At 59.6% G+C, this 19,424-nt stretch carries 18 protein-coding genes; 5 read left to right on the top strand and 13 right to left on the bottom strand.

Features of this window, described 5'->3' with window-relative positions; translation table 11 throughout:
- Positions 1-150 precede the first annotated feature (150 nt).
- The 3 genes from KVT38_RS26095 to KVT38_RS26085 form a co-directional block, all read right to left on the bottom strand.
- On the bottom strand, positions 151-870 hold the full coding sequence (locus tag KVT38_RS26095; RefSeq protein ID WP_217596682.1) for a hypothetical protein: 720 nt from the start codon (positions 868-870) through the stop codon (positions 151-153).
- A 94-nt stretch (positions 871-964) separates the two neighbouring features.
- Positions 965-2,875 carry an ABC transporter ATP-binding protein gene (locus KVT38_RS26090; protein ID WP_217596681.1) on the bottom strand — a complete coding sequence of 637 codons (1,911 nt, stop codon included), beginning with the start codon at positions 2,873-2,875 and terminating at the stop codon, positions 965-967.
- Positions 2,872-4,608, bottom strand: coding sequence for an ABC transporter ATP-binding protein (locus KVT38_RS26085; RefSeq protein ID WP_217596680.1), 1,737 nt, complete (start codon positions 4,606-4,608; stop codon positions 2,872-2,874). The genes KVT38_RS26090 and KVT38_RS26085 overlap by 4 nt, the downstream gene beginning before the upstream one ends.
- A 165-nt stretch (positions 4,609-4,773) precedes the next feature.
- On the opposite strand from KVT38_RS26085, the gene lplA reads away from it, so the two are divergent.
- Both lplA and KVT38_RS26075 read left to right on the top strand, forming a co-directional pair.
- Positions 4,774-5,763: a lipoate--protein ligase gene (gene lplA / locus KVT38_RS26080; RefSeq protein WP_217596679.1), complete on the top strand. Its 990-nt coding sequence runs from the start codon at positions 4,774-4,776 to the stop codon at positions 5,761-5,763.
- A gap of 63 nt (positions 5,764-5,826) precedes the next feature.
- Positions 5,827-6,654: an aldo/keto reductase gene (locus KVT38_RS26075; RefSeq protein ID WP_217596678.1), complete on the top strand. Its 828-nt coding sequence runs from the start codon at positions 5,827-5,829 to the stop codon at positions 6,652-6,654.
- 549 nt (positions 6,655-7,203) lie between these two features.
- On the opposite strand, the gene KVT38_RS26070 is transcribed toward KVT38_RS26075, so the two are convergent.
- The 7 genes from KVT38_RS26070 to KVT38_RS26040 form a co-directional block, all read right to left on the bottom strand.
- Positions 7,204-7,761, bottom strand: a complete 558-nt coding sequence (locus KVT38_RS26070) for a nucleotidyltransferase family protein (RefSeq protein ID WP_217596677.1) — start codon at positions 7,759-7,761, stop codon at positions 7,204-7,206.
- A 4-nt stretch (positions 7,762-7,765) separates the two neighbouring features.
- Positions 7,766-8,704: an RluA family pseudouridine synthase gene (locus KVT38_RS26065; protein ID WP_217596676.1), complete on the bottom strand. Its 939-nt coding sequence runs from the start codon at positions 8,702-8,704 to the stop codon at positions 7,766-7,768.
- 173 nt (positions 8,705-8,877) lie between these two features.
- Positions 8,878-9,837, bottom strand: coding sequence for an ABC transporter permease (locus tag KVT38_RS26060; RefSeq protein ID WP_217596675.1), 960 nt, complete (start codon positions 9,835-9,837; stop codon positions 8,878-8,880).
- Positions 9,821-10,924, bottom strand: a complete 1,104-nt coding sequence (locus tag KVT38_RS26055) for an ABC transporter permease (protein WP_217596674.1) — start codon at positions 10,922-10,924, stop codon at positions 9,821-9,823. Before KVT38_RS26055 ends, KVT38_RS26060 begins: the two co-directional genes overlap by 17 nt.
- A complete protein-coding gene (locus KVT38_RS26050) occupies positions 10,921-12,462 on the bottom strand; it encodes an ABC transporter ATP-binding protein (RefSeq protein ID WP_217596673.1) in 1,542 nt (513 codons plus the stop codon). Before KVT38_RS26050 ends, KVT38_RS26055 begins: the two co-directional genes overlap by 4 nt.
- Positions 12,463-12,565: 103 nt before the next feature.
- The gene (locus tag KVT38_RS26045) at positions 12,566-13,723 is read right to left on the bottom strand and encodes a BMP family lipoprotein (RefSeq protein ID WP_254639567.1); all 1,158 of its coding nucleotides are present in this window, start codon (positions 13,721-13,723) and stop codon (positions 12,566-12,568) included.
- A gap of 111 nt (positions 13,724-13,834) precedes the next feature.
- Positions 13,835-14,761: a nucleoside hydrolase gene (locus tag KVT38_RS26040; RefSeq protein ID WP_254639568.1), complete on the bottom strand. Its 927-nt coding sequence runs from the start codon at positions 14,759-14,761 to the stop codon at positions 13,835-13,837.
- Positions 14,762-15,101: 340 nt separating this feature from the next.
- Here KVT38_RS26040 and KVT38_RS26035 point away from each other — a divergent pair, with 340 nt between their 5' ends.
- The gene (locus KVT38_RS26035; protein WP_217596671.1) at positions 15,102-15,497 is read left to right on the top strand and encodes a DnaJ family domain-containing protein; all 396 of its coding nucleotides are present in this window, start codon (positions 15,102-15,104) and stop codon (positions 15,495-15,497) included.
- Between the two features lie 71 nt (positions 15,498-15,568).
- Complete coding sequence (add, locus tag KVT38_RS26030) at positions 15,569-16,612, top strand: adenosine deaminase (protein WP_217596670.1); 1,044 nt, start codon at positions 15,569-15,571, stop codon at positions 16,610-16,612.
- A 75-nt stretch (positions 16,613-16,687) separates the two neighbouring features.
- Here the strand turns inward: add and KVT38_RS26025 are convergent, their stop codons facing one another.
- The 3 genes from KVT38_RS26025 to KVT38_RS26015 form a co-directional block, all read right to left on the bottom strand.
- On the bottom strand, positions 16,688-17,308 hold the full coding sequence (locus KVT38_RS26025; RefSeq protein ID WP_368859161.1) for a GTP pyrophosphokinase: 621 nt from the start codon (positions 17,306-17,308) through the stop codon (positions 16,688-16,690).
- Between the two features lie 46 nt (positions 17,309-17,354).
- Positions 17,355-18,035, bottom strand: coding sequence for a TerC family protein (locus KVT38_RS26020; protein ID WP_217596668.1), 681 nt, complete (start codon positions 18,033-18,035; stop codon positions 17,355-17,357).
- Positions 18,036-18,220: 185 nt separating this feature from the next.
- Positions 18,221-18,748 (bottom strand): YfiT family bacillithiol transferase, encoded by a 528-nt coding sequence (locus KVT38_RS26015; protein WP_217596667.1) that lies wholly within the window; start codon positions 18,746-18,748, stop codon positions 18,221-18,223.
- Between the two features lie 306 nt (positions 18,749-19,054).
- Between KVT38_RS26015 and KVT38_RS26010 the strand changes: the two genes are divergently transcribed.
- A complete protein-coding gene (locus tag KVT38_RS26010) occupies positions 19,055-19,396 on the top strand; it encodes a LytTR family transcriptional regulator DNA-binding domain-containing protein (protein WP_217596666.1) in 342 nt (113 codons plus the stop codon).
- Positions 19,397-19,424 lie beyond the last annotated feature (28 nt).

Raw genomic sequence — 19,424 nt, 5'->3', positions numbered from 1 at the left:
AAAACGTCAATGTTTTCAGTTTATCACCATCATCGGACAAGTTAAAGTTAGGAATGCGACATAAATAAACTTAAATAAACGCAAATAAACCGCAACGCTGTCGTTGTGTACAGCGCTGCGGTCTGTAATCTTGCAGAAAGGATGACTCCGTCATGCGCCAGCCGCGGTCTGCTGACCGTTCGTCTGCGCTTGCCCTTGTCCTTGCCCCTGTTCTTGTCCTTGGCCGCCTCGCATGCCGCCGCCAAAGCCGCCTCCGAATCCGCCGAGGCGGATCGATTCGGCCTCTTGCGTCCCTTCCCTCAGCGTCACGGTGATGACGTCGTCCGCCTTCAGATCTCCGATCGCGATCTCGGTCTCGGTTCGCTGGCCGTCCGCCATCTCGGTTTTGAAGATTTTCGTCGCGTCGGTGACGGTGATATCCTCGGTTTCTTCCGTGAACAGGTTCGCCATATCCGGACGTTGTCCTCCCTGTCCGCCTTGCCTGCCTTGTCCCGCCCGACCGCCGGCTTGACCGTCCGCGCCCTGCTGCGGCGGATCGCCGTTCGGCTGCTGCGCATCTCCGCTCGGCGCAGCGTCGTCGCCCTCGTTCGGTCCGCCGCCGCCCTGGCGATTGCCGCCCATTCGTCCCCCTCCCTGGCCTGGCTGGAACGAGGACTTGTAGATCGTGATCGTATTGCCGTTCACGCTCTTGATTTTTCCGAGCGTCCCAGCCGCCTGCATGCCGCCGAAGCTGCCGCCCTGACCGGCCGCACTTTGATCGCCGGCAGCAGCAACTGACGCGGTCCCGTTATTCTCGGACTTGGAGCCGCAACCGGCCAATACAGCTACGGCTAACGCCACCGCTGCGAACATCGTCCATTTTTTGTCCATACCCCAACCATCTCCTCCCATGTCCTAAGAGCAAGGTATCATGGGCAAATGAATGGATCATGAACAAAAATCGAATTTTGATTGAAGGTTGCCGTCAGCTCGCGTCCTCCGAAAATTTGCCGCCGGAAAATTGGCTGTTGTACAGATCGGCGTAAAAACCGCCGCTTGCGAGCAGCTCTTCGTGCGTGCCCTGTTCGATCACGGTCCCCTTGTTCATGACGAGGATCAGATCGGCCTCCCGGATCGTCGATAGCCGGTGCGCGATGACGAAGCTCGTACGGCCCTGCATGAGCCTGTTCATCGCCGTCTGAATATTGGCTTCGGTGCGCGTATCGACGCTGCTCGTCGCTTCGTCGAGGATCAGAATCGCGGGATCGGCCAAAATGGCGCGGGCGATCGTGAGCAGCTGTTTTTGCCCTTGCGACAGGTTCGAGGCTTCCTCGTTCAGCACAGTGTCGTACCCGTCGGGCAGCGTGCGAATAAAGTGATCCGCGAACGCCGCCTTCGCGGCATCCACCACTTCGGCCTCGGTCGCGCCAGCTCGCCCGTACGCGATATTGTCGCGGATCGTTCCGCCGAACAGCCACGTATCCTGCAGCACCATGCCGAACAGGCTGCGAAGGTTGCCCCGCTTCAGCTTGGCGATGTCGGTTCCGTCGACCGTGATCGTCCCGCCGCTTACCTCGTAGAAACGCATGAGCAGATTGACGAGCGTCGTCTTGCCTGCACCGGTCGGCCCAACGATGGCTACGGTCTGGCCTGCCTTTACGTCGATATTCATGTCCGCAATTAGCGGCGTATCGTCCTTATAGCTGAAGTTCACATGCTTGAAGGCGACGTGCCCCACGACGTGAGCAGGATCGAGCTCCTTGTTCTCCTCGGGCTTCTCCTCGCTCTCGTCGAGCAGCTCGAACACCCGCTCCGCCGATGCGATCGTCGACTGGATGATGTTGGCGATATTCGCGGTCTGGGTGATCGGCATCGTGAATTGGCGCGCATATTGAATAAAAGCCTGAATGTCCCCGATGTTGATCGACTGCCGCGTGACGAGCACGCCGCCCACGACGCTGATCGCGACGTAGCCGATGTTGCCGATGAAGCTCATGAGCGGCATCATGATGCCGGAGACGAACTGCGCGCGCCAGCCGGCGTCGTACAGGCGATCGTTGATGGCTTCGAACTTTTCGACCGCCTTCCGCTCGTGTCCGTACGCCTTGACGATCTGGTGGCCGGTATACATCTCCTCGACGTGGCCGTTCAGTTCGCCCAGGTTTTTTTGCTGACCGATAAAATAGCCCTGCGACTTGCCCGCGATCGCCTTGATGACCAGAAAGCTGAGCGGCAGCGTCAGCAGCACGATGACCGTCAGCAGCGGGCTGATCGTCAGCATCATGACGATGACGCCCACGATCGTGACGACGGACGTGATGAGCTGCGTCAAGCTTTGCTGCAGCGTGTTGCTGATCTTGTCCACGTCGTTGACGACGCGGCTTAAGATCTCGCCGTGCGTGCGCGAATCGAAAAACTTGAGCGGCAGGCGGGCGAGCTTCTCGTTGACGTCGTTGCGCAGCTTGTAGACGGTGCGCTGGGCGACGCCTGCCATCAGGTACTGCTGGATGTAGCTGAAGACAGCGCTTAAAATGTACAGCCCGATCAGCCAGAAAATAATCATCTCGATGCCGTGCCAGTCGATCTCGGCGCTCGGATCGCCTTTCAATTTCCCCATGATGCCTTCGAACAGCTTCGTCGTCGCATGCCCGAGAATCTTGGGGCTTAGAATGGAAAAAATCGTGCTTACGATCGCCGCCGCGAACACCGTAATCAACGTGAAGCGAAACGGCTTCAAATAGCCGACGAGCCTGCGGAACGTACCTTTAAAATCTTTGGCCTTCTGCACCGGCATGCCCGGTCTTCCGCCCGGATGACCGCCGAACGGCCCCGGCCCTCCCGGTCCCCCGCCTTGTCGCGGAGGCGCCGCTCTGCCTGCGCCTTGTTGCTGGCTCATGCGATCTCCTCCTCCGTCAGCTGCGAAGACACGATTTCTTTATAGATCTCGCTCGATTGCAGCAGTTCCTTGTGCGTTCCGATCGCGGAAATCTCGCCGTCGTCGAGCACGATGATGCGGTCGGCGTCCATGACCGTGCTGACGCGCTGCGCGACGATCAGGACAGTCGCCTGCGTGGTCTCGCTCTTCAGCGCGGCCCGAAGCTTCGCATCCGTCTTGAAGTCGAGCGCCGAGAAGCTGTCGTCGAAAATATAAATGTCCGGCCGCCGCACCAGTGCGCGCGCAATGGAGAGCCGCTGCTTCTGGCCGCCCGATACGTTGGTGCCGCCTTGAGCGATATGCGCGCCGAATCCGCCTTCCATCCCCGAGATGAAGTCGGCCGCCTGGGCGACCTCCGCGGCATGACGCAGCTCCTCATCGGTCGCGTCTTCTTTCCCGTAGCGGATATTGTCCGCGATCGATCCCGTGAAGAGCACCGCCTTCTGGGGCACGAGGCCGATCTGCGACCGAAGCTCCGCCTGCGGACGCTCCCGCACGTCGGTCCCACCGATCCGGATGCTGCCCGAATCAACGTCGTAGAACCGGGGAATCAAATTGACGAGCGTCGACTTGCCGGAGCCCGTCCCCCCGATGATCGCGGTCACTTCGCCCGGCTCCGCCCGGAAGCTGACGTTTTTAAGCGCCGGCTGCTCCGCGCCCGGGTAGCTGAACGTGACGTGGTCGAACTCGACGACGCCGCGCAGCTCCGAACGGCCCGTACGCACATGCGGCGCGTCGTTCACGACGGGCGACATCTCCAGCACCTCGTTGATGCGAACGGCCGAAGCCGATGCGCGCGGTACCATGACGAACATCATCGACAGCATGAGCATCGAAAACATGATTTGCATGGCGTATTGGAGGAACGCCATCAAATCCCCGACCTCCATGTGGCCGTGGCTGACCCTAAGACCGCCGAACCAGATGATGGCGACGCTCGAGAAGTTCATGATCAGCATCATGAGCGGCCATAGAACGGCCATAATCTGGTTGACCTTGACCGAAGTGTCGGTCAGATCGCGATTCGCTTCGACAAAGCGCGCCTGCTCGTGCCCGATCCGTCCGAACGAACGGATGACGCGAATGCCCGTCAGTCCTTCGCGAAGCACGAGGTTCAGCTTGTCGAGCTTTTTCTGGATCACTCTGAACAACGGAATGCCCTTGCGCGCGACCAGGACGATCGTCAGCACGAGCACGGGAACGGCGACGACGAGTACGAGCGACAGCCGGGCATCCTTGGATACCGCCATAATGATGCCGCCGATGCTCATCATCGGCGCCATGACCATCATCCGCAGCATCAACATGAGCACCTGCTGCACCTGGTTGATGTCGTTAGTCGTGCGTGTAATGAGCGACGCGGTGCCGATCTTGTCGAACTCCTGCAGCGAGTACTGTTCGACCCGCGTAAATATTTTGCCGCGAACGAGCCGTCCGAAGCCCGCCGAGATACGCGACGAATAATAGCTTGCCAGGATCGACACGCCGGTGCCGGCGAGCGCCACGGCGAGCATGAAGCCGCCAATCCGCAGGATGTAGGCGGTATCCCCTCCCCGCCGGACGATTCCCTCGTCGACGATGTCCGCCATCAAGGTCGGCAAGTAGAGCTCGGACAGCGACTGCAGCAGGATCAGCGCCATGACCAGGACGACGAGAGCCCTGTATGGCGCGAGCAGTCTGAACAGCTTTAACATGGACGTCATCCTCTCCCGATTCCAAGGTTTGTTGCGTTTTGAACATAAGGATACCCCTACCCTATCCTTCAATTATGAATTCAATATGAACCAAAGCAAGTTTGTCCGCAAGTCTCAAATGGCATAAAATAGAGGAGACGCACATACGACGGGAGGCAGACGGCATTGCTTTTTATCGACAACGGCGGAGGCAACGATCCCGCTCTCAATCTGGCTCTCGAGGAGTATGCCCTTCGCAAGCTGTCGGGGGACGAGCCGATCCTGCTTTTTTACATTAACAGGCCTTCCATCATCATCGGCAAAAACCAAAACACCGCCGAAGAAGTCAACTCGGCGTACACCGAGGCGCACGGCATCGACGTCGTCCGCAGACTGTCCGGCGGCGGAGCCGTCTATCACGATCTCGGCAATCTGAACTTCAGCTTCATCACCAAGGACGACGGCAATTCGTTCCACAACTTCCGCAAGTTCACGGAGCCGGTTGTCAAGGCGCTGCGCGGCATGGGCGTCGAAGCGGAGCTGTCCGGCCGCAACGACATTCAGGTCGGCGAGCGCAAAATATCGGGTAACGCAATGTTCGCGACCGGAGGACGAATGTTCTGCCACGGCACGCTGCTGTTCGATTCACGCATGGAGGACGTATCTGCCGCGCTTAAGCCGAACCCGCTCAAGTTCGAGTCGAAGGCGACCAAGTCGATCCGCGCGCGAGTCGCGAACATTTCGGAATTTCTGACGGAGCCGATGACGATCGAGCAATTCAGAAGCCGCATTCTTGCCTCGATCTTTGAGGGCGTCTCCGACATCCCGCAGCTTCGGCTGACCGACACGGATCGGGAAGCCGTGCGCAAGCTTGCCGACGAGCGCTATCGGAGCTGGGACTGGAATTACGGCCTGTCGCCGGCCTTTAACGTCCAGCAGCGCAAGCGTCTGCCGGCCGGCACCTTCGACATCCGCATGAACGTGCAGGAAGGCCGTATCGCGGAAGCGGCCGTGTACGGCGATTTCTTCGGCCGGGGCGAGATCGGCGACGTGACCGAGATGCTTAAGGGACTGCGTTACGACCGGGAATCGCTCGCGGCCGCGTTCGAAGGCGTAGACCTGACTTACTACTTTGGGCCCGTCACGATGGAAGAGTGGCTGGACCTGTTGATCTGAAAGACGAACGAGCTGCAATCTGCAATACACGAACGGTCCCTACATGACTGGAGGCTAACTACGATGACCAACTCTCTTCAATCCTGCACCGTGCTGCACAATGGCGTTCGCATGCCCTGGCTGGGACTCGGCGTCTGGAAAATGGACAATGACGCGCAGGTCGTATCCGCCGTGCGGTCCGCGCTCGACGCGGGTTACCGCAGCATCGATACGGCCGCGATCTACAAAAACGAGGCGGGCGTCGGGCAGGCAATCCGCGAAAGCGGCGTGCCGCGTTCGGAATTGTTCGTCACGACGAAGGTATGGAACGACGATCAGGGCTACGACAAAACACTGGCTGCCTACGATGCTTCACTCGGCCGCCTAGGTCTCGACTTTGTCGACCTGCTCCTCATTCACTGGCCGGGCACCGACAAATTCGTCGACACCTGGCGCGCGTTCGAGAAGCTGTATGCGGACGGACGCGTGAGAGCCGTCGGCGTCAGCAACTTCAATATCCGGCACCTGGAGGCGCTTCGGAAGCACAGCGATCTCGTCCCGATGGTCAACCAGGTCGAATACCACCCGCTTCTCTCCCAACGCGAGCTGCTCGGCTATTGCCGGGAAAACCGCATTCAGCTCGAGGCTTGGAGCCCGCTTATGCAGGGCAATCTCGACCACGAGGCGCTGCGCTCGATCGGCGCCAAGCACGGCAAATCGCCGGCACAGGTCGTGCTCCGCTGGGATATCCAGCATGGCGTCGTGACGGTCCCGAAGTCGGTGACGCCGGCGCGTATCGCAGAGAACGCGGACGTGTTCGACTTCGAGCTGAGCGCGGACGAGATGGCGCTCATCGACGACCTGAACCGCGATCATCGGTTCGGCGCCGATCCGGAAAAGTTTCTGTTTTAAAGCAAAAGAAGCCGTCGCCGCATGTCCGTTGGGACTGCGGAGGCGGCTTCTTTTTCCATTGGCGCGCGCCGATCCGGTTATCGGGAGGCATGCCGGTCTCTCGCGCGCACAAGGTCCCTGGTTGTTCCTATTTAGGAACAAAGTTGGACTCCCACTCGCGGAAGGTGCCCGGTTGTTCTTCATCAGGAACAATACTGCCCTCTCCCGTGCAAATGCCCGCGAGGTGTTCCTGACCAGGAACTTCGCCGCCCCCTCTCACTCTGAAGGTGTCCGGTTGTTCCTCATCAGGAACAATACTGGCTCTCATGCGCAAATGTCCTCGAGGTGTTCCTGACCAGGAACTTTGCCACCCTCTCTCTCGCGAAAGGTGTCCGGTTGTTCCTCATCAGGAACAATCCGCTCCTGCCTGGTGCTATCGTGCACAAGCTTTTGCGCGATAGACGTAACGACGAACGGGCGCGGCTGTCAATCGTGCACTTTTGCGCTATAGCCACATTCATGTCCGACTCCATCGCTAAAATCGATTGATCATGAGCAGCACCGACCGTGTCACCTCGCATAGCTGACGCCTGGCCAAGTCCGGTCCCATCGCTTGACCTCGATTCTACGCTCGAAGACCGCGTAGAGTGCCGGGTCCGCAGCGAACGCGGGCGTCGGCGCAACGCGCATGGCGACGGCTTCCGCCAGCCCGTGCGGCGCGCCGAGCACGGGCTGGCCGTCGGCGTCGAGCGTCAAGGCGAGCGCGGTCGCAGTCTCCGGGTAATTCGCGACGGCGTCCAGCGACGACCGGTAGGGCGCCCTGCCGTTTACAACATGCATGCGCGCCTGATTTTTGACCGACCAGGGCACGTCCGGCATGCGCAGGCGAAGCTCTGCCTCCCATCGTTTTTCGGTCGCCTCGTCCAGGTCGCCCGCGTCGAAGTAGATTACGTCTACGTCCGGCAGCCGCGTACGCGCGGGCATGCCCGACAGGACATCCCAAATCTTGCTTCGCACGAAACCGGCGGCGATCCACCAATCGGGCAGGTTCAGCGAGCCCGCGGCTCGCAGCGCCGACATCATACTCTCATCCGCTTGAACGAGCATCAGCAGCATGCGCTCGTCCATCGGCTCAGATCCCTTCAAGCCGCAGCTTGTCCGCCGTGCGCTTCAAGATCGGCGGCGCCGGCGCGCGGAACTCGCGTCCGTCCGGCAGCACGACGCGCCATGCATGCAGCAGCTGATGATTGATGCCCGCGTAGATTTTGCCGCCGTACTTCACGTCGCCGAGCAGCGGATGGCCGATGCTCTGGAAGTGCGTGCGAATCTGATGCGTCCGCCCGCTGACCAGCTCGATCTCGACGAGGCTGTAGCCGTCCCCCTGGGATAGCGCCCGGTATCTCGTCGTCGCGGACAACCGCTTTTCTTCCGCCCCGCCGGCAGCCGAAGCGACCCGCGTGCGGTTGCGCTTCTCGTCGCGCACGAGCTCGTCCGTCAGCTCCCCTTCGCCCTCGAGCCGACCTTCGACGATCGTCACGTAATACTTTTGAAGCTCGTGCTTCTGAATCCACTGATTGAGCTGGTGCAGCATCCCCGCCGTTTTGCCGACGAGCACGAGACCGCTCGTGTTGCGATCGAGCCGATTGGCCGTCGCGGGCATGAACATCGGGCTGTCGAGCTCCCCTTTTCGATACAAGTAAGCATGAACGCGGTTGATCAGCGTATCCCGTTGATCCGTCTGATCCGGATGCGTGAGCATGCCGGCGGGCTTCAGCGCCACGAGCAACTGATCGTCCTCGTAGACGACGTGAATATCGGCGTTCACACCGACGTATTTCGTCTTTTGCTGCCCGATGGAAGCTTCCTTGTACTGTTCTTCTTCCATATAAATCGCCAGCTCGTCGCCGGCAGCCAGCTCGTAGTCCTGCTTTTTGCGCTTGCCGTTCACCCGAACCTTGCCCGAATCGATCATTTTGTAGATCTGTCCGAGGGGGATGTTCGGCAGCAGATTGCGAAGAAAACGGTGCAGCCGCTTGCCGCTCTCCGAAGGCGTAACCTTGCGATTGATCATGATTGTGTACGCTCCCAGCTTCGATTCGAAAATTCGAAAATTCGAAAATTGTTAAATTCGTAAATTCGTAAACGCATGAACTCGCTCTTGCCGATTATAACTGAAATAGGCGCCGAGCGACAAAAAGCCGCCCGATCCGAATGGATACGAGCGGCTGAAGGTGAGACGGACAGCTATCGCTTCGACGGGTCGTACGCTTCTCCGGCCGCCGCCGGTCCGCGAACCGACTTGCCGACAGCGCCTGCGAGCACGATCAGCGTCAAAATGTACGGCAGCATGTACAGGAACTCGGTCGGAATCGACTGGGAAAATTCGAACCGCGTCAGGAAGTTCCGCAGCGCCTGTGCCATGCCGAAGAAGAAGGCGGCGCCGAATACGCCGTACGGATTCCAGCGGCCGAAAATCAGCGCGGCGATGGCGATAAAGCCTTGGCCCGAGATCGTGCTGTGCGAAAAGTTGCTTGTCGTCGTAAGCGTGATCGTCGCGCCGCCGAGACCGGCGAGCGCGCCGCTGATCAGAACGCCGATATAGCGGTATTTGGTGACGTTGATGCCGACTGTATCCGCCGCGCCGGGATGCTCGCCCACCGAGCGAAGACGCAGACCGAACGGCGTCTTGAACAGCAGATACGAGCTGAGCGGCACGAGGATGTAGGCGATGTACGTCGTCGGGTAGCTGTTGAAAAACGCTCTGCCGAGAAACGGAATGTCCGACAGCAGCGGAATCGGCCATTTGGCGAACACGTTTTGCAGCTGCGAGGTGTCGCCGGCGCCCTCGAAAATGATCTTGACGAGATACAGCGTAACGGCGACCGCCAAAATATTGATGACGACGCCCACGATCGTCTGGTCGGCTTTGAGCGATACGGTCGCATAGGCATGGAGCAGCGCAAATACGAGCCCGCAAACGACGCCCGCAATCAGGCCAACCCAAGGCGACGAAGTCGTCGCGCCGCCGTCCGTCTCCATATAGTAGCTTGCGATCGCGGCGCCGAAAGCGCCGGCGGTTATCATGCCTTCGAGACCGATGTTAAAAACGCCAGACCGCTCGCTGAACACGCCGCCTAGCGCGGCGAAGATGAGCGCAACGGAAAAGACGAGCGTGGAACTGATCAGATCAGCCAACGTTCCCATTCATGTCAGCCCCTTTCCGCTCGCGCGATTTGCGCTTTTTGAACATCGGCTGGATGACGGTGCGGATCAAGCCGTGGGAGGCGACGAAGAAGATGATGCTGCCGATGACGATCCGCACGATCTCCGACGGCACGTCGGCCTCGAAGTTCATGCCCGCCGAGCCGTAGGTGAGCCCGCCGAACAAAATCGCGCCGAGCAAAATGCCGACCGGGTGATTGCCGCCGAGCAGCGCGACGGCGATGCCGTCGAAGCCGTAGCCCGCGGAGGCGGCCTGCACGACTTGATAGTGGAATACGCCGAGCACCGTGAAGACGCCCCCGAGTCCGGCGAACGCGCCCGAGATCATCATCGTCTTGATGAAACTGGCTTTAATGTTGATGCCCGCAGCCCTGGCCGCGTCGGCATTGTGACCGACGGCGCGCAGCTCGTAGCCCTGCTTCGTGCGCCACAGGAGCACGTAAAAAATGACGACGCAAAGCAGGCCGATCCAGATGCCCCAGTCCATCCGCGCGCCCTCCATGAAGTTCTGGAGCCAGCCGATGGACAAAGAGGCGGTCTCGTCGATGTTCGGCGTCTTCTGCTCGCCCTTCTTGACCAGAAAATCGCGGAGAATGTAGTTGGACAGGTACAGCGCGATCCAGTTCAGCATGATGGCCGAGATGACCTCGTTCACGCCGCGATAAGCCTTGAGCCAGCCGACCAGCGCGCCCCAGAGCGCGCCGCACAGCATGCCGACGAGCAGCGCCAGCGGCGCGTGAATAAATGCCGGCAAATGCACCTTGAGGCCGATAAAAGTCGCCGCCGTCATGCCGATGATGTACTGGCCGTCCGCCCCGATGTTAAAGATGCCGGCGCGGAAGGCGAAGCCGACCGCAAGCCCAGTGAACAGGATCGGCGTGATGGCGACGATCGTCTCGCCGAAGTCGTACTTCGTGCCGAATACCGTCTTCCAAAGCGCGCCGTAGGCTTCGAACGGATTGTAGCCGCCGATCCACATGACGATCCCGCCGCAAAGCAACCCGAGCACGATTGCGATAAACGGGATATAGGTAGACGGTTTATTGAAAATTTCTGCCGCTTTATTCATGCCGACGCTCCTTTGCCAGCCTGCATTTTGCCCGCCATCATGAGACCGATCTCGTCGTCCCCGGCTTTCTGCGGGTCGACTTCGCCCATGATGCGGCCGTCGAAGATGACCTGGAGGCGGTCCGACAGCCGGTGAAGCTCGTCCAGCTCGTAGGAGATCAGCAGGACGGCCTTGCCTTCGGCCCTCGCCTGCAGGAGACGGTCATGGACGAACGAGATCGCCCCGATGTCGAGCCCGCGCGTCGGCTGGACGGCGATGAGCAGCTGCGGATCGCGCTCCATCTCGCGCGCGATGATCGCCTTCTGCTGGTTGCCGCCGGAGTGCGAGCGCGTTTTGTTATGAATATCCGGCGTCCGCACGTCGTAAGCTTCGATCAGCTTCGAGGCGTGCCGGTCGATTTCCGATTTGTTCAGGAAGCCGCCCTTGAAGAAGCGGTCTTGCTCGGGGGAGCCCAAAATTAAATTTTCGCTGACGCTGAAGTCAAGCACGAGCCCGTGCTTCTGACGGTCCTCGGGAATGTTCGACATCCCCGACCTGATGCGGTTTTTGATCGAAGCCTGCGTAATGTCGCTGCCGTTCAGACGGATGCTGCCGCTCTGCACGGGGCGCATGCCCGTGAGCGCTTCCACCAGCTCATGCTGCCCGTTCCCGTCACCGCCGGCGATGCCGTCGATCTCGCCCGCGCGGATGTTGAACGATACGCCGTCGACGACCGGCTTGCCTTTATCGGCGCCAGCGACCGTGACACCCGACAGTTCGAGCACGATCTCGCCCGGCTTTGCCGCCGCCTTCGGTTTGTCCAGCGATACGCGTCTGCCGACCATCTTCTCGGCGAGCTCGCTCTCATTTGTCTCCGCCGTGTTCACCGTGCCGACGACCTTGCCCCTGCGGATGATCGTCACGCGGTCGGATACTTCCATGATCTCCTTGAGCTTGTGCGTGATCAAAATAATGGATTTGCCTTCGCTTGCAAGCCGCTTCAAGATTTGCATCAGCTCGTGAATTTCCTGCACGGTCAATACGGCCGTCGGCTCGTCGAAAATGAGAATTTCCGCTCCGCGGTAGAGCGTCTTTAAGATCTCGACGCGCTGTTGCATGCCGACCGTAATATTCTCGACCTTCACCGTCGGATCGACCATAAGCCCGTAGCGTTCGGACAGCTCCTTGACCTTCGCGTTCGCCTGCCGGTAGTTGATGGACAGGCCTTTGGAGGGCTCGATGCCGAGCACGATGTTCTCGGCAACCGTGAACGGCTGGACCAGCTTGAAGTGCTGATGGACCATGCCGATGCCGAGCTCGATCGCTTTGCCGGGTCCGTCGATCTCCTGCGGCTTGCCGTTCACGCGGATCTCGCCTTCGTCAGGCTGATACAGACCGAATAATATGCTCATCAGCGTCGACTTGCCGGCCCCGTTTTCCCCGAGCAGCGCGTGAATCTCGCCCTTGCGAAGCGCCAGGCTGATGGCGTCGTTCGCGACGATGCCGGGAAAACGCTTTGTGATGCCGCTAAGCTCGACCACCGGTACCGCTTGCTCCATCTGTTATCAGCTCCTGTCCCCATATCAAAAGCGTTAAAACGGAAGAAAGGACAAGGCTCGCGAAAGCGGCCTTGCCCTTGCGGAGATTCCGTGCAGCGCGGAATTATTCCGTCGGAACCTTAATTTCTCCGCTGATGATCTTGTTCTTGTACTCTTCGACCTTGTCGAGAATTTCCTTGGATACGTTCGGATTCTCGACAGGCAGACCTACGCCGCCTTCGGAGAGGCCGAGCTCGACCGTCTGGCCGCCGTGGAAGTTGCCGGCGAGCAGGTCGTTGGAGACGCGGTAAACGGCTTCGTCGACCTTCTTGACCATCGAAGTCAGCGTCACGTCGTTGCCGAACTCGATCGATTGGTCTTTGTCGACGCCAATGACCCATACTTTTTTGCCGGCTTTGAAGCGATCCTTCGCTTCGTTGAAGACGCCGTTGCCGGAGCCGCCCGCCGCGTGGAAGATGATGTCCGCGCCGCCGTCGTACATCGTGGCCGCAGCCAGCTTGCCTTGGTCCGGCTTGCTGAAGTCGCCGACATAGTTAACATCGACCTTCGCGTTCGGGTTGACGGCCGCAACGCCCGCTTTGAAGCCCGCTTCGAACTTCTTGATGACTGGCAGCTCCATGCCGCCGACAAAACCGATTTTGTTCGTCTTGGTCGTAAGGCCCGCGACGACGCCGACGAGGTAAGAGCCTTCGTTTTCCTTGAACAGAACGGACTCGACGTTCGGCAGCGCCTCGGTCGGTGTCGTGTCGATCAGGGCGAGCTTGGACTCGGGGTTAGCCTTAGCTACGGTCGTAGCCGCCTCGGCGAACAGGAAGCCGATACCCCACGTCAGATCGTAGCCGTCTTTGACGAACTTGGTCAGAAACGGAATGTAGTCGCTGTCCTTCTTGGACTCCAGGTACTTCGGTTCTGCGCCGGTATCTTTACCGATTTTCTCCAGCGCTTCCCAGGCTTGTTGGTTAAACGACTTGTCGTTGACGCCGCCGAGGTCGGTAACCATGCCGATCTTCTTGCCTTTGCCGTCGGCCGGAGCGGCTGCAGATTCGCTGGCGGACGCGGAAGCGGATGCCGAAGGCGATGCGGACTCGCTGGCGGAAGGGCTCGGGCTGGCGGTTTCGGATGCCGAAGGGCTCGCGCTGGCGCTGGCGCTCGCACCGCCTTCGCCGTTGTTGTTCTTGCTTCCGCAGCCGGACAGCACCAGCAGCAGCGCCATCATGGCGACCAGCATCAGGCTAAGCGGCTTCATCGTGCTTTTCTTCATGCTTGATTCTCTCCCCGTCTCTTATACTTGTATTTGCATCTACGACGCGCGAACCGCCGGGGGCCGCTGTACGAGCCGGCTGAAGGGGCCGCGAACCGCGGTAGCCGAGAATTAGTCTTGCTTCAGCAATTCGGTCATGTAAGCGAAGAAGCCGTCGCGGTCGACATCGTAGATCAGGTTGACCGGCCTGCCTTCGTCCGACAGCTCCGTCCTTCCCTGCGCCGTGCCGTCGGTTCTGACGATGCTGTTCACCGTCTTGACTTTGACCAGATCGGGTTTGCCGACATAAGCGGCGGTCAATACGTCCCATAAGTAGTAAGTCGAATTGGTGGCATGGAAAATGAGCGGCGGCACGAGCGCGTAGCACTGTCCGACGAAGTCGATCGCCTCGTGCCTGCGGAGCTTGGCCCAAGCGTCTCTGGCAGCGAGCGTGAGCGGCACTTGGTTTGTGCTCTCCAGCGCGACCATATCGATCCGAAGCCCGCTCTTCCATACGTGCGCCGTCCCTTCGGGATCCCAGAACGCGTTCCACTCGGCCGTGCCGTCATGCTCGGGCTCCTCGACGTTGCCCTTCGGCAGGAACGTTCCGCCCATCCAGACGACGCGCTCGATTCGCGCTTCGATATCCGGGGCTTCGTCGAGCGCGCGGGCAAGATCCGTGAGCGGACCTGTGAACACGAGCGTCGTCTTGCCTTCGCCCGTCCGCACCGCATCGATCAGGTGACGATGCGCGGGCTTGTCCGAGATCGGCGTCAGAACGGCTTCCGCTTCGTTTAGAATCGGGAAGGCGTCAACATAATAAGACATGATGCGCCAGGCTGCGGGAAACGGATTTTTGCCGCGCGAATTCGAGCGTGAGACGTCGAGACCCGCCCGGGGCGCCCCGCCGAACCGGTCGATAATCTTGCGGCTCGCCTGAACGGAAGGCTCAAGATAGCCGTCTGCGCCGATGACCGAGACGCCCGTCAATTGAATGTCCGACATGCGGAGCAGCAGGAGCAGCGCGACGAAGTCATCGCCGCCGCCGTCATGATTCATGTAAACTCTCAACGTCCGACCATCCTTCTTTGAACCTTTTTGCATTCCGAATTGAACGAATGTCCTGTTATCTTTTATAACTCATTAGTCACACAAACGCCAGACCCATTTGAAAATACCTTTTACCCGTTCGTCGGATTTGTGAACCCGATTGAATTTGTTGTCTAAAAGCAGCAAATGTTGATTATATCCCCCTAAACCGCTTGGCATTCAGGACTTCACACTTCTGACGAATGTCAACTTAATTGACAAAGTTGTGCGAATCCCGGCGCAAGCACTTCAATCAAGCGTTTAAACCGTGATACAATGTATAATATCACAAGCAAAGGCCGGTGAGCAGATGAATTGGATTGTCTCCATTGCCGAGCAAAAAATACGCGATGCCGAAAAATCGGGTCAATTCGAGGGCTTGTCCGGGCAAGGCAAGCCGCTTCCCGAAGACGACCTTGCAGGCGTGCCGGAAGAGCTGCGCCTCTCCTACAAGCTGCTCAAAAACGCCGGCGCCCTTCCCGAGGAGCTGCAAATTCGCAAAGATCTCGTCTCGCTGTCCGATTTGCTCGAAGCGTGCCGCGACCCGGAGCAGTCGGCGAAGCTAAAAGGCGAGCTCTCCGAAAAACGGCTTCGCTATCGACTGATGATGAACGAGCGCGGCTGGACGCATCAAGACGCCTACGAGCAGTACGCGGACGCCGTTTATGCCAAGCTGACGCGCGCAGATGAAAATAAAGCGCCTTGAAGGCATCGACAGACGTCAAAGACAGACGTTCAAAGATAGAAGTTCAAAGATAAACGACTGGAGAGATCGGGATGGACAACTGGCTTGAAGCGCTGCCCAAAGCGGATCTGCACCTGCATCTGGACGGATGCGTGAAGCCTTCTACGCTGCTCGAGCTCGCGGCCGACCGCGGCTATCCGCTCCCCGCGGACAGCGAGGAGGATCTGCTGCCCTACATGCAGGTCGACGCCGACTGCGACAGCTTGAAGACTTACTTGGAAAAGTTCGGCTTTGTCCTCCCGCTGCTGCAAGACGCCGCCGCGCTGTCGCGCGTCGCCGAAGAAACGGTCGCGCAGTCGGCGGCGCGCAATTGCCTGTATATCGAAGTCCGGTTCGCGCCCGCCCTGCATATGGACGCAGGCTTGACGCCGGGCGACGCCATCGCCGCCGTGCTGGAAGGGCTGAAGCGCGGAGAAGCGGCGTACGGCGTCGTCGCCCGTCTCATCGTGATCTGCATGCGACACCACGACGACGGGATCAACGTTCCGGTCATACATGCCGCCGTCGCCCTGCGGGACCAGGGCGTCGCGGCCGTCGATTTGGCCGGAGACGAGGCCTCGCACCCCGCGGCTCAATTCCGGGCCACGTTCGCAGTGGCGCGGGAAGCCGGCATCCCGATCACGATTCATGCCGGCGAAGCGGCCGGCCCCTACAACATTCGCGAAGCCGTGGAGGAGCTGGGCGCGACGCGCATTGGCCATGGCATTCGGCTGCGGGAGGACCCCGAGCTGCTCGCCTGGATTCGCGAACGGCGCATCCCGCTCGAGATGTGCCCGACGAGCAACATCCAGACGCGGGCGGTCGCGGACTGGGACGATTACCCGATCCGCGCCTATTACGACGCCGGTCTGTACGTCACCGTGAATACGGACAATCCGACCGTCTCGGGAACCGATATGACGCGCGAATGCGAGACGCTCTCGACGCGCTTCGGGTTCACGCCCGCCGAGCTGACGGGGCTTATGCGCGGCGCGCTGCTGGCTGCGTTCGCGGAGCCGCCCGTCAAGGAGCGGCTGCTGGCCCGGTTCGACGAGCTCGCGGGCCGCCTTATGACCGACGTCTCCCGCGAGGATTAAACGCCGCGAACGCAAAAAGTCCGGACCTTGCGCAAGCCTGCGTGAGTCCGGACTTTTTGAGTTTTCTAAAGAAGCCTATTCCGAACGGTACTTTTGCACCTCTTCGTTCAGCGCGAACATACGCTTGTCCAGCGAATTGATCAAATCCGCCGTATCCTTGAGCTGCAGCCCGATCTCATGCGGCACCTGCGCGTTGAATTTGTAATAAATCTTGTGCTCGAGACTCGCCCAGAAATCCATGGCGATCGTGCGGATCTGGATCTCGACAGGCACTTGCTCCATCCGATCGGTCAGGAACACCGGCACGAGGATGATCAGGTGCAGGCTCTGATAGCCGTTCGGCTTCGGATTCGCCACGTAATCTTTGACTTCGAGCACGGTGACGTCCTGCTGCTTGCTGATCATCTCGTACATCCGATAAATATCGGTGGAAAAAGAGCAAATGACGCGAATGCCGGAAATATCGCGAATGTGGTTCACCGCATTGTCGATCGTCACCGCGAGCCCTTTGCGAATCAGCTTGTCCCGGATGCTCTCGGGAGACTTGATGCGCGTCTTCATATGCTCGATCGGATTGTAGTTCTGAATGAAGTGCAGTTCCTCGTTCAAAATGTTCAGCTTCGTGCTGACTTCGTCAAGTGCGAACTTGTATGTGAGCAGCATCTTGCCCCATTCCCGCATGCTGCTTTGATCGATGGCCATCTTCATCTGTCTCCCTTAAACGTGTTCGCCGAGCTCGTATTCAATGCTTGTGGCGCCATACCCTTCGCGCGCGCCAGAACGACAGCGCGCCGTAAGCCAGAAAAAGGACGGCCAGCGCGATCGGCAAAATTTCCGGCAGCGCAGGCGCGGCCTCGTCCAGATAGTCGCCGATCCATGGATCGCCGGCCAGCATCTCGCCCGCGGAATAGCCGAGCAAGCCGGCTCCGATCCAGACGAGCGGCGGAAACCGCGTCATCAGCTTGGTCAGAAACTGGCTGCACCAGATGATCAGCGGCACGCTGATCGCGAGTCCGATGACGATAAGCGTGAAGTTGCCGTGCGCCGCGCCTGCGACGGCGACGACGTTGTCCAGGCTCATGACGAGATCCGCGATGACGATCGTCCGAATGGCGCCGCCTAGCGTCGGCTTCGCCTCGATCTGCTCTTCGTGCGAATCCTCGCTCAGCAGTTTCCAGGCGATAAACAGCAGCAGCAGGCCGCCGCAGGCCTGTACGAGCGGAATCCGCAGCAGCGTCACCGCGGCGAACGTCAGCACGATTCGAAGTCCAACCGCGCCGAAGGTGCCCCAAAATATCGCTTTGCGCTGATGCGCGGGATCCAAATTTTTGCTCGCCATCGCGATGACGACCGCATTGTCGCCGCTCAGGACGATATTGATGAGGATCATATCCAGCAATGCAAACAGCCAGTCGCTTCCCATGTTGCGCGCTCCTTGTCCGATTCGAGCCGTGCCGCGGCCGCCTGGGCGATCCGATGCCGGTCGTATTTACGCCTCAAGTTACCATTTTACCCGAATGGGGGACACGCGAACAAACCCGCTCCCTTGTGGGACCGGGCTTGTCCGTTTTTGTTCCGTTCTCCGTCCGACCGGCGTTCGCTTCGGGCTTACCAGCCCATCCGTTCTCTCAGTCGCTCAATATGCGCCGTATGATGCTTGCCGTGCCATACGTACATGCCGAGGCAGCGATCGAGACGCGTCGTCTCTCCGCTGCCGGGATGGTAGAACTCGCGGGCGAACTGCTCGTCCGAAAGCGAACCGAGCAGCGCGGTCCAACGTACGTGGACGGCCGCAATCAGCGCTAGCGAAGGCCCGATCGGCAAGTCGCGCGAGTCGGCGAGCTCCGCCCACAGCTGCTCCTCGTACGGCTTGATCGTCGGCCTGTCTTCGGTGAGCGCCAGCTTGAACCGCGTCAGGCTGTTCATATGGCTGTCTCCGATATGGTGCACGACCTGGCGGACCTTCCAGCCGCCTTCTCTATATGGCGTGTCGAGCTGAACGTCGTTCAGCCCGCGCACCGCTTCGGAAAGCATCTCCGGCAGCGCCGCGATTTCCTGAATCCACTGTCTGCGCTGTTCGGGCGCAATATCGCCTTCATAAGTAAACTTGCCGATCGGATAACGCAAATCGTCCATTTGGGGTTCGCTCCTGTCCAGCGTCGGTCGTTTTCCAGTATAACACATTCGGCTCGCCTTTCCTTCCGCCTTGTCCCTCTTCCGAAGCGCTTCCTCCCGCAGCCCCCGAAGCTTCGTCATCGCGCGACGGCCTTCGACATATATCCGCCGGTTCGCTGTCGACGCCGCGCTTCCTGCATGGCCGACGTGAAAAAATACAAAAAAACATGTGCGATTTCACAAAATAACGCTAGCCAAGACAAAGCCTCATGCGCTATAATGAAAGCGCTACCACCCAAACTTTCGATGACAGGGGGAAACGAAAAGATGGATGCAGCGATGAATTTATACGATCAGTTCGAACCGCGGAACGATTGCTACTTCTTCCGCATCGGCGCCCAAGGGCAAATTTGCTGTCACGGCCGCAACTATACGATAAAAAAACGCATGACGGCCGAGCAGGCGGAAGCGTTGACCCGAGACCCGCTCTTCGTTCGAATTTCCTCCGACTGCTACGTCAACGTAGCCAAGGTCACGTATGTCACGGACAATGCCGTATACTTCGGCGACGGTCCGGCCTTGAACCATATGCTCCCCGTCCCCAAGCGCAAGCAGCATCTCATCCGGCAGGGTATCTCCCAGCTTCAGGGACTCCGCATGAGCGTTTGAACGAGACAAAGGCCATCCGCATGGCGAT

The organism is Cohnella sp. GbtcB17, assembly GCF_019091135.1.
Classification (GTDB): domain Bacteria; phylum Bacillota; class Bacilli; order Paenibacillales; family Paenibacillaceae; genus Cohnella.
This window is presented reverse-complemented; position numbering and strand designations above follow the sequence as displayed.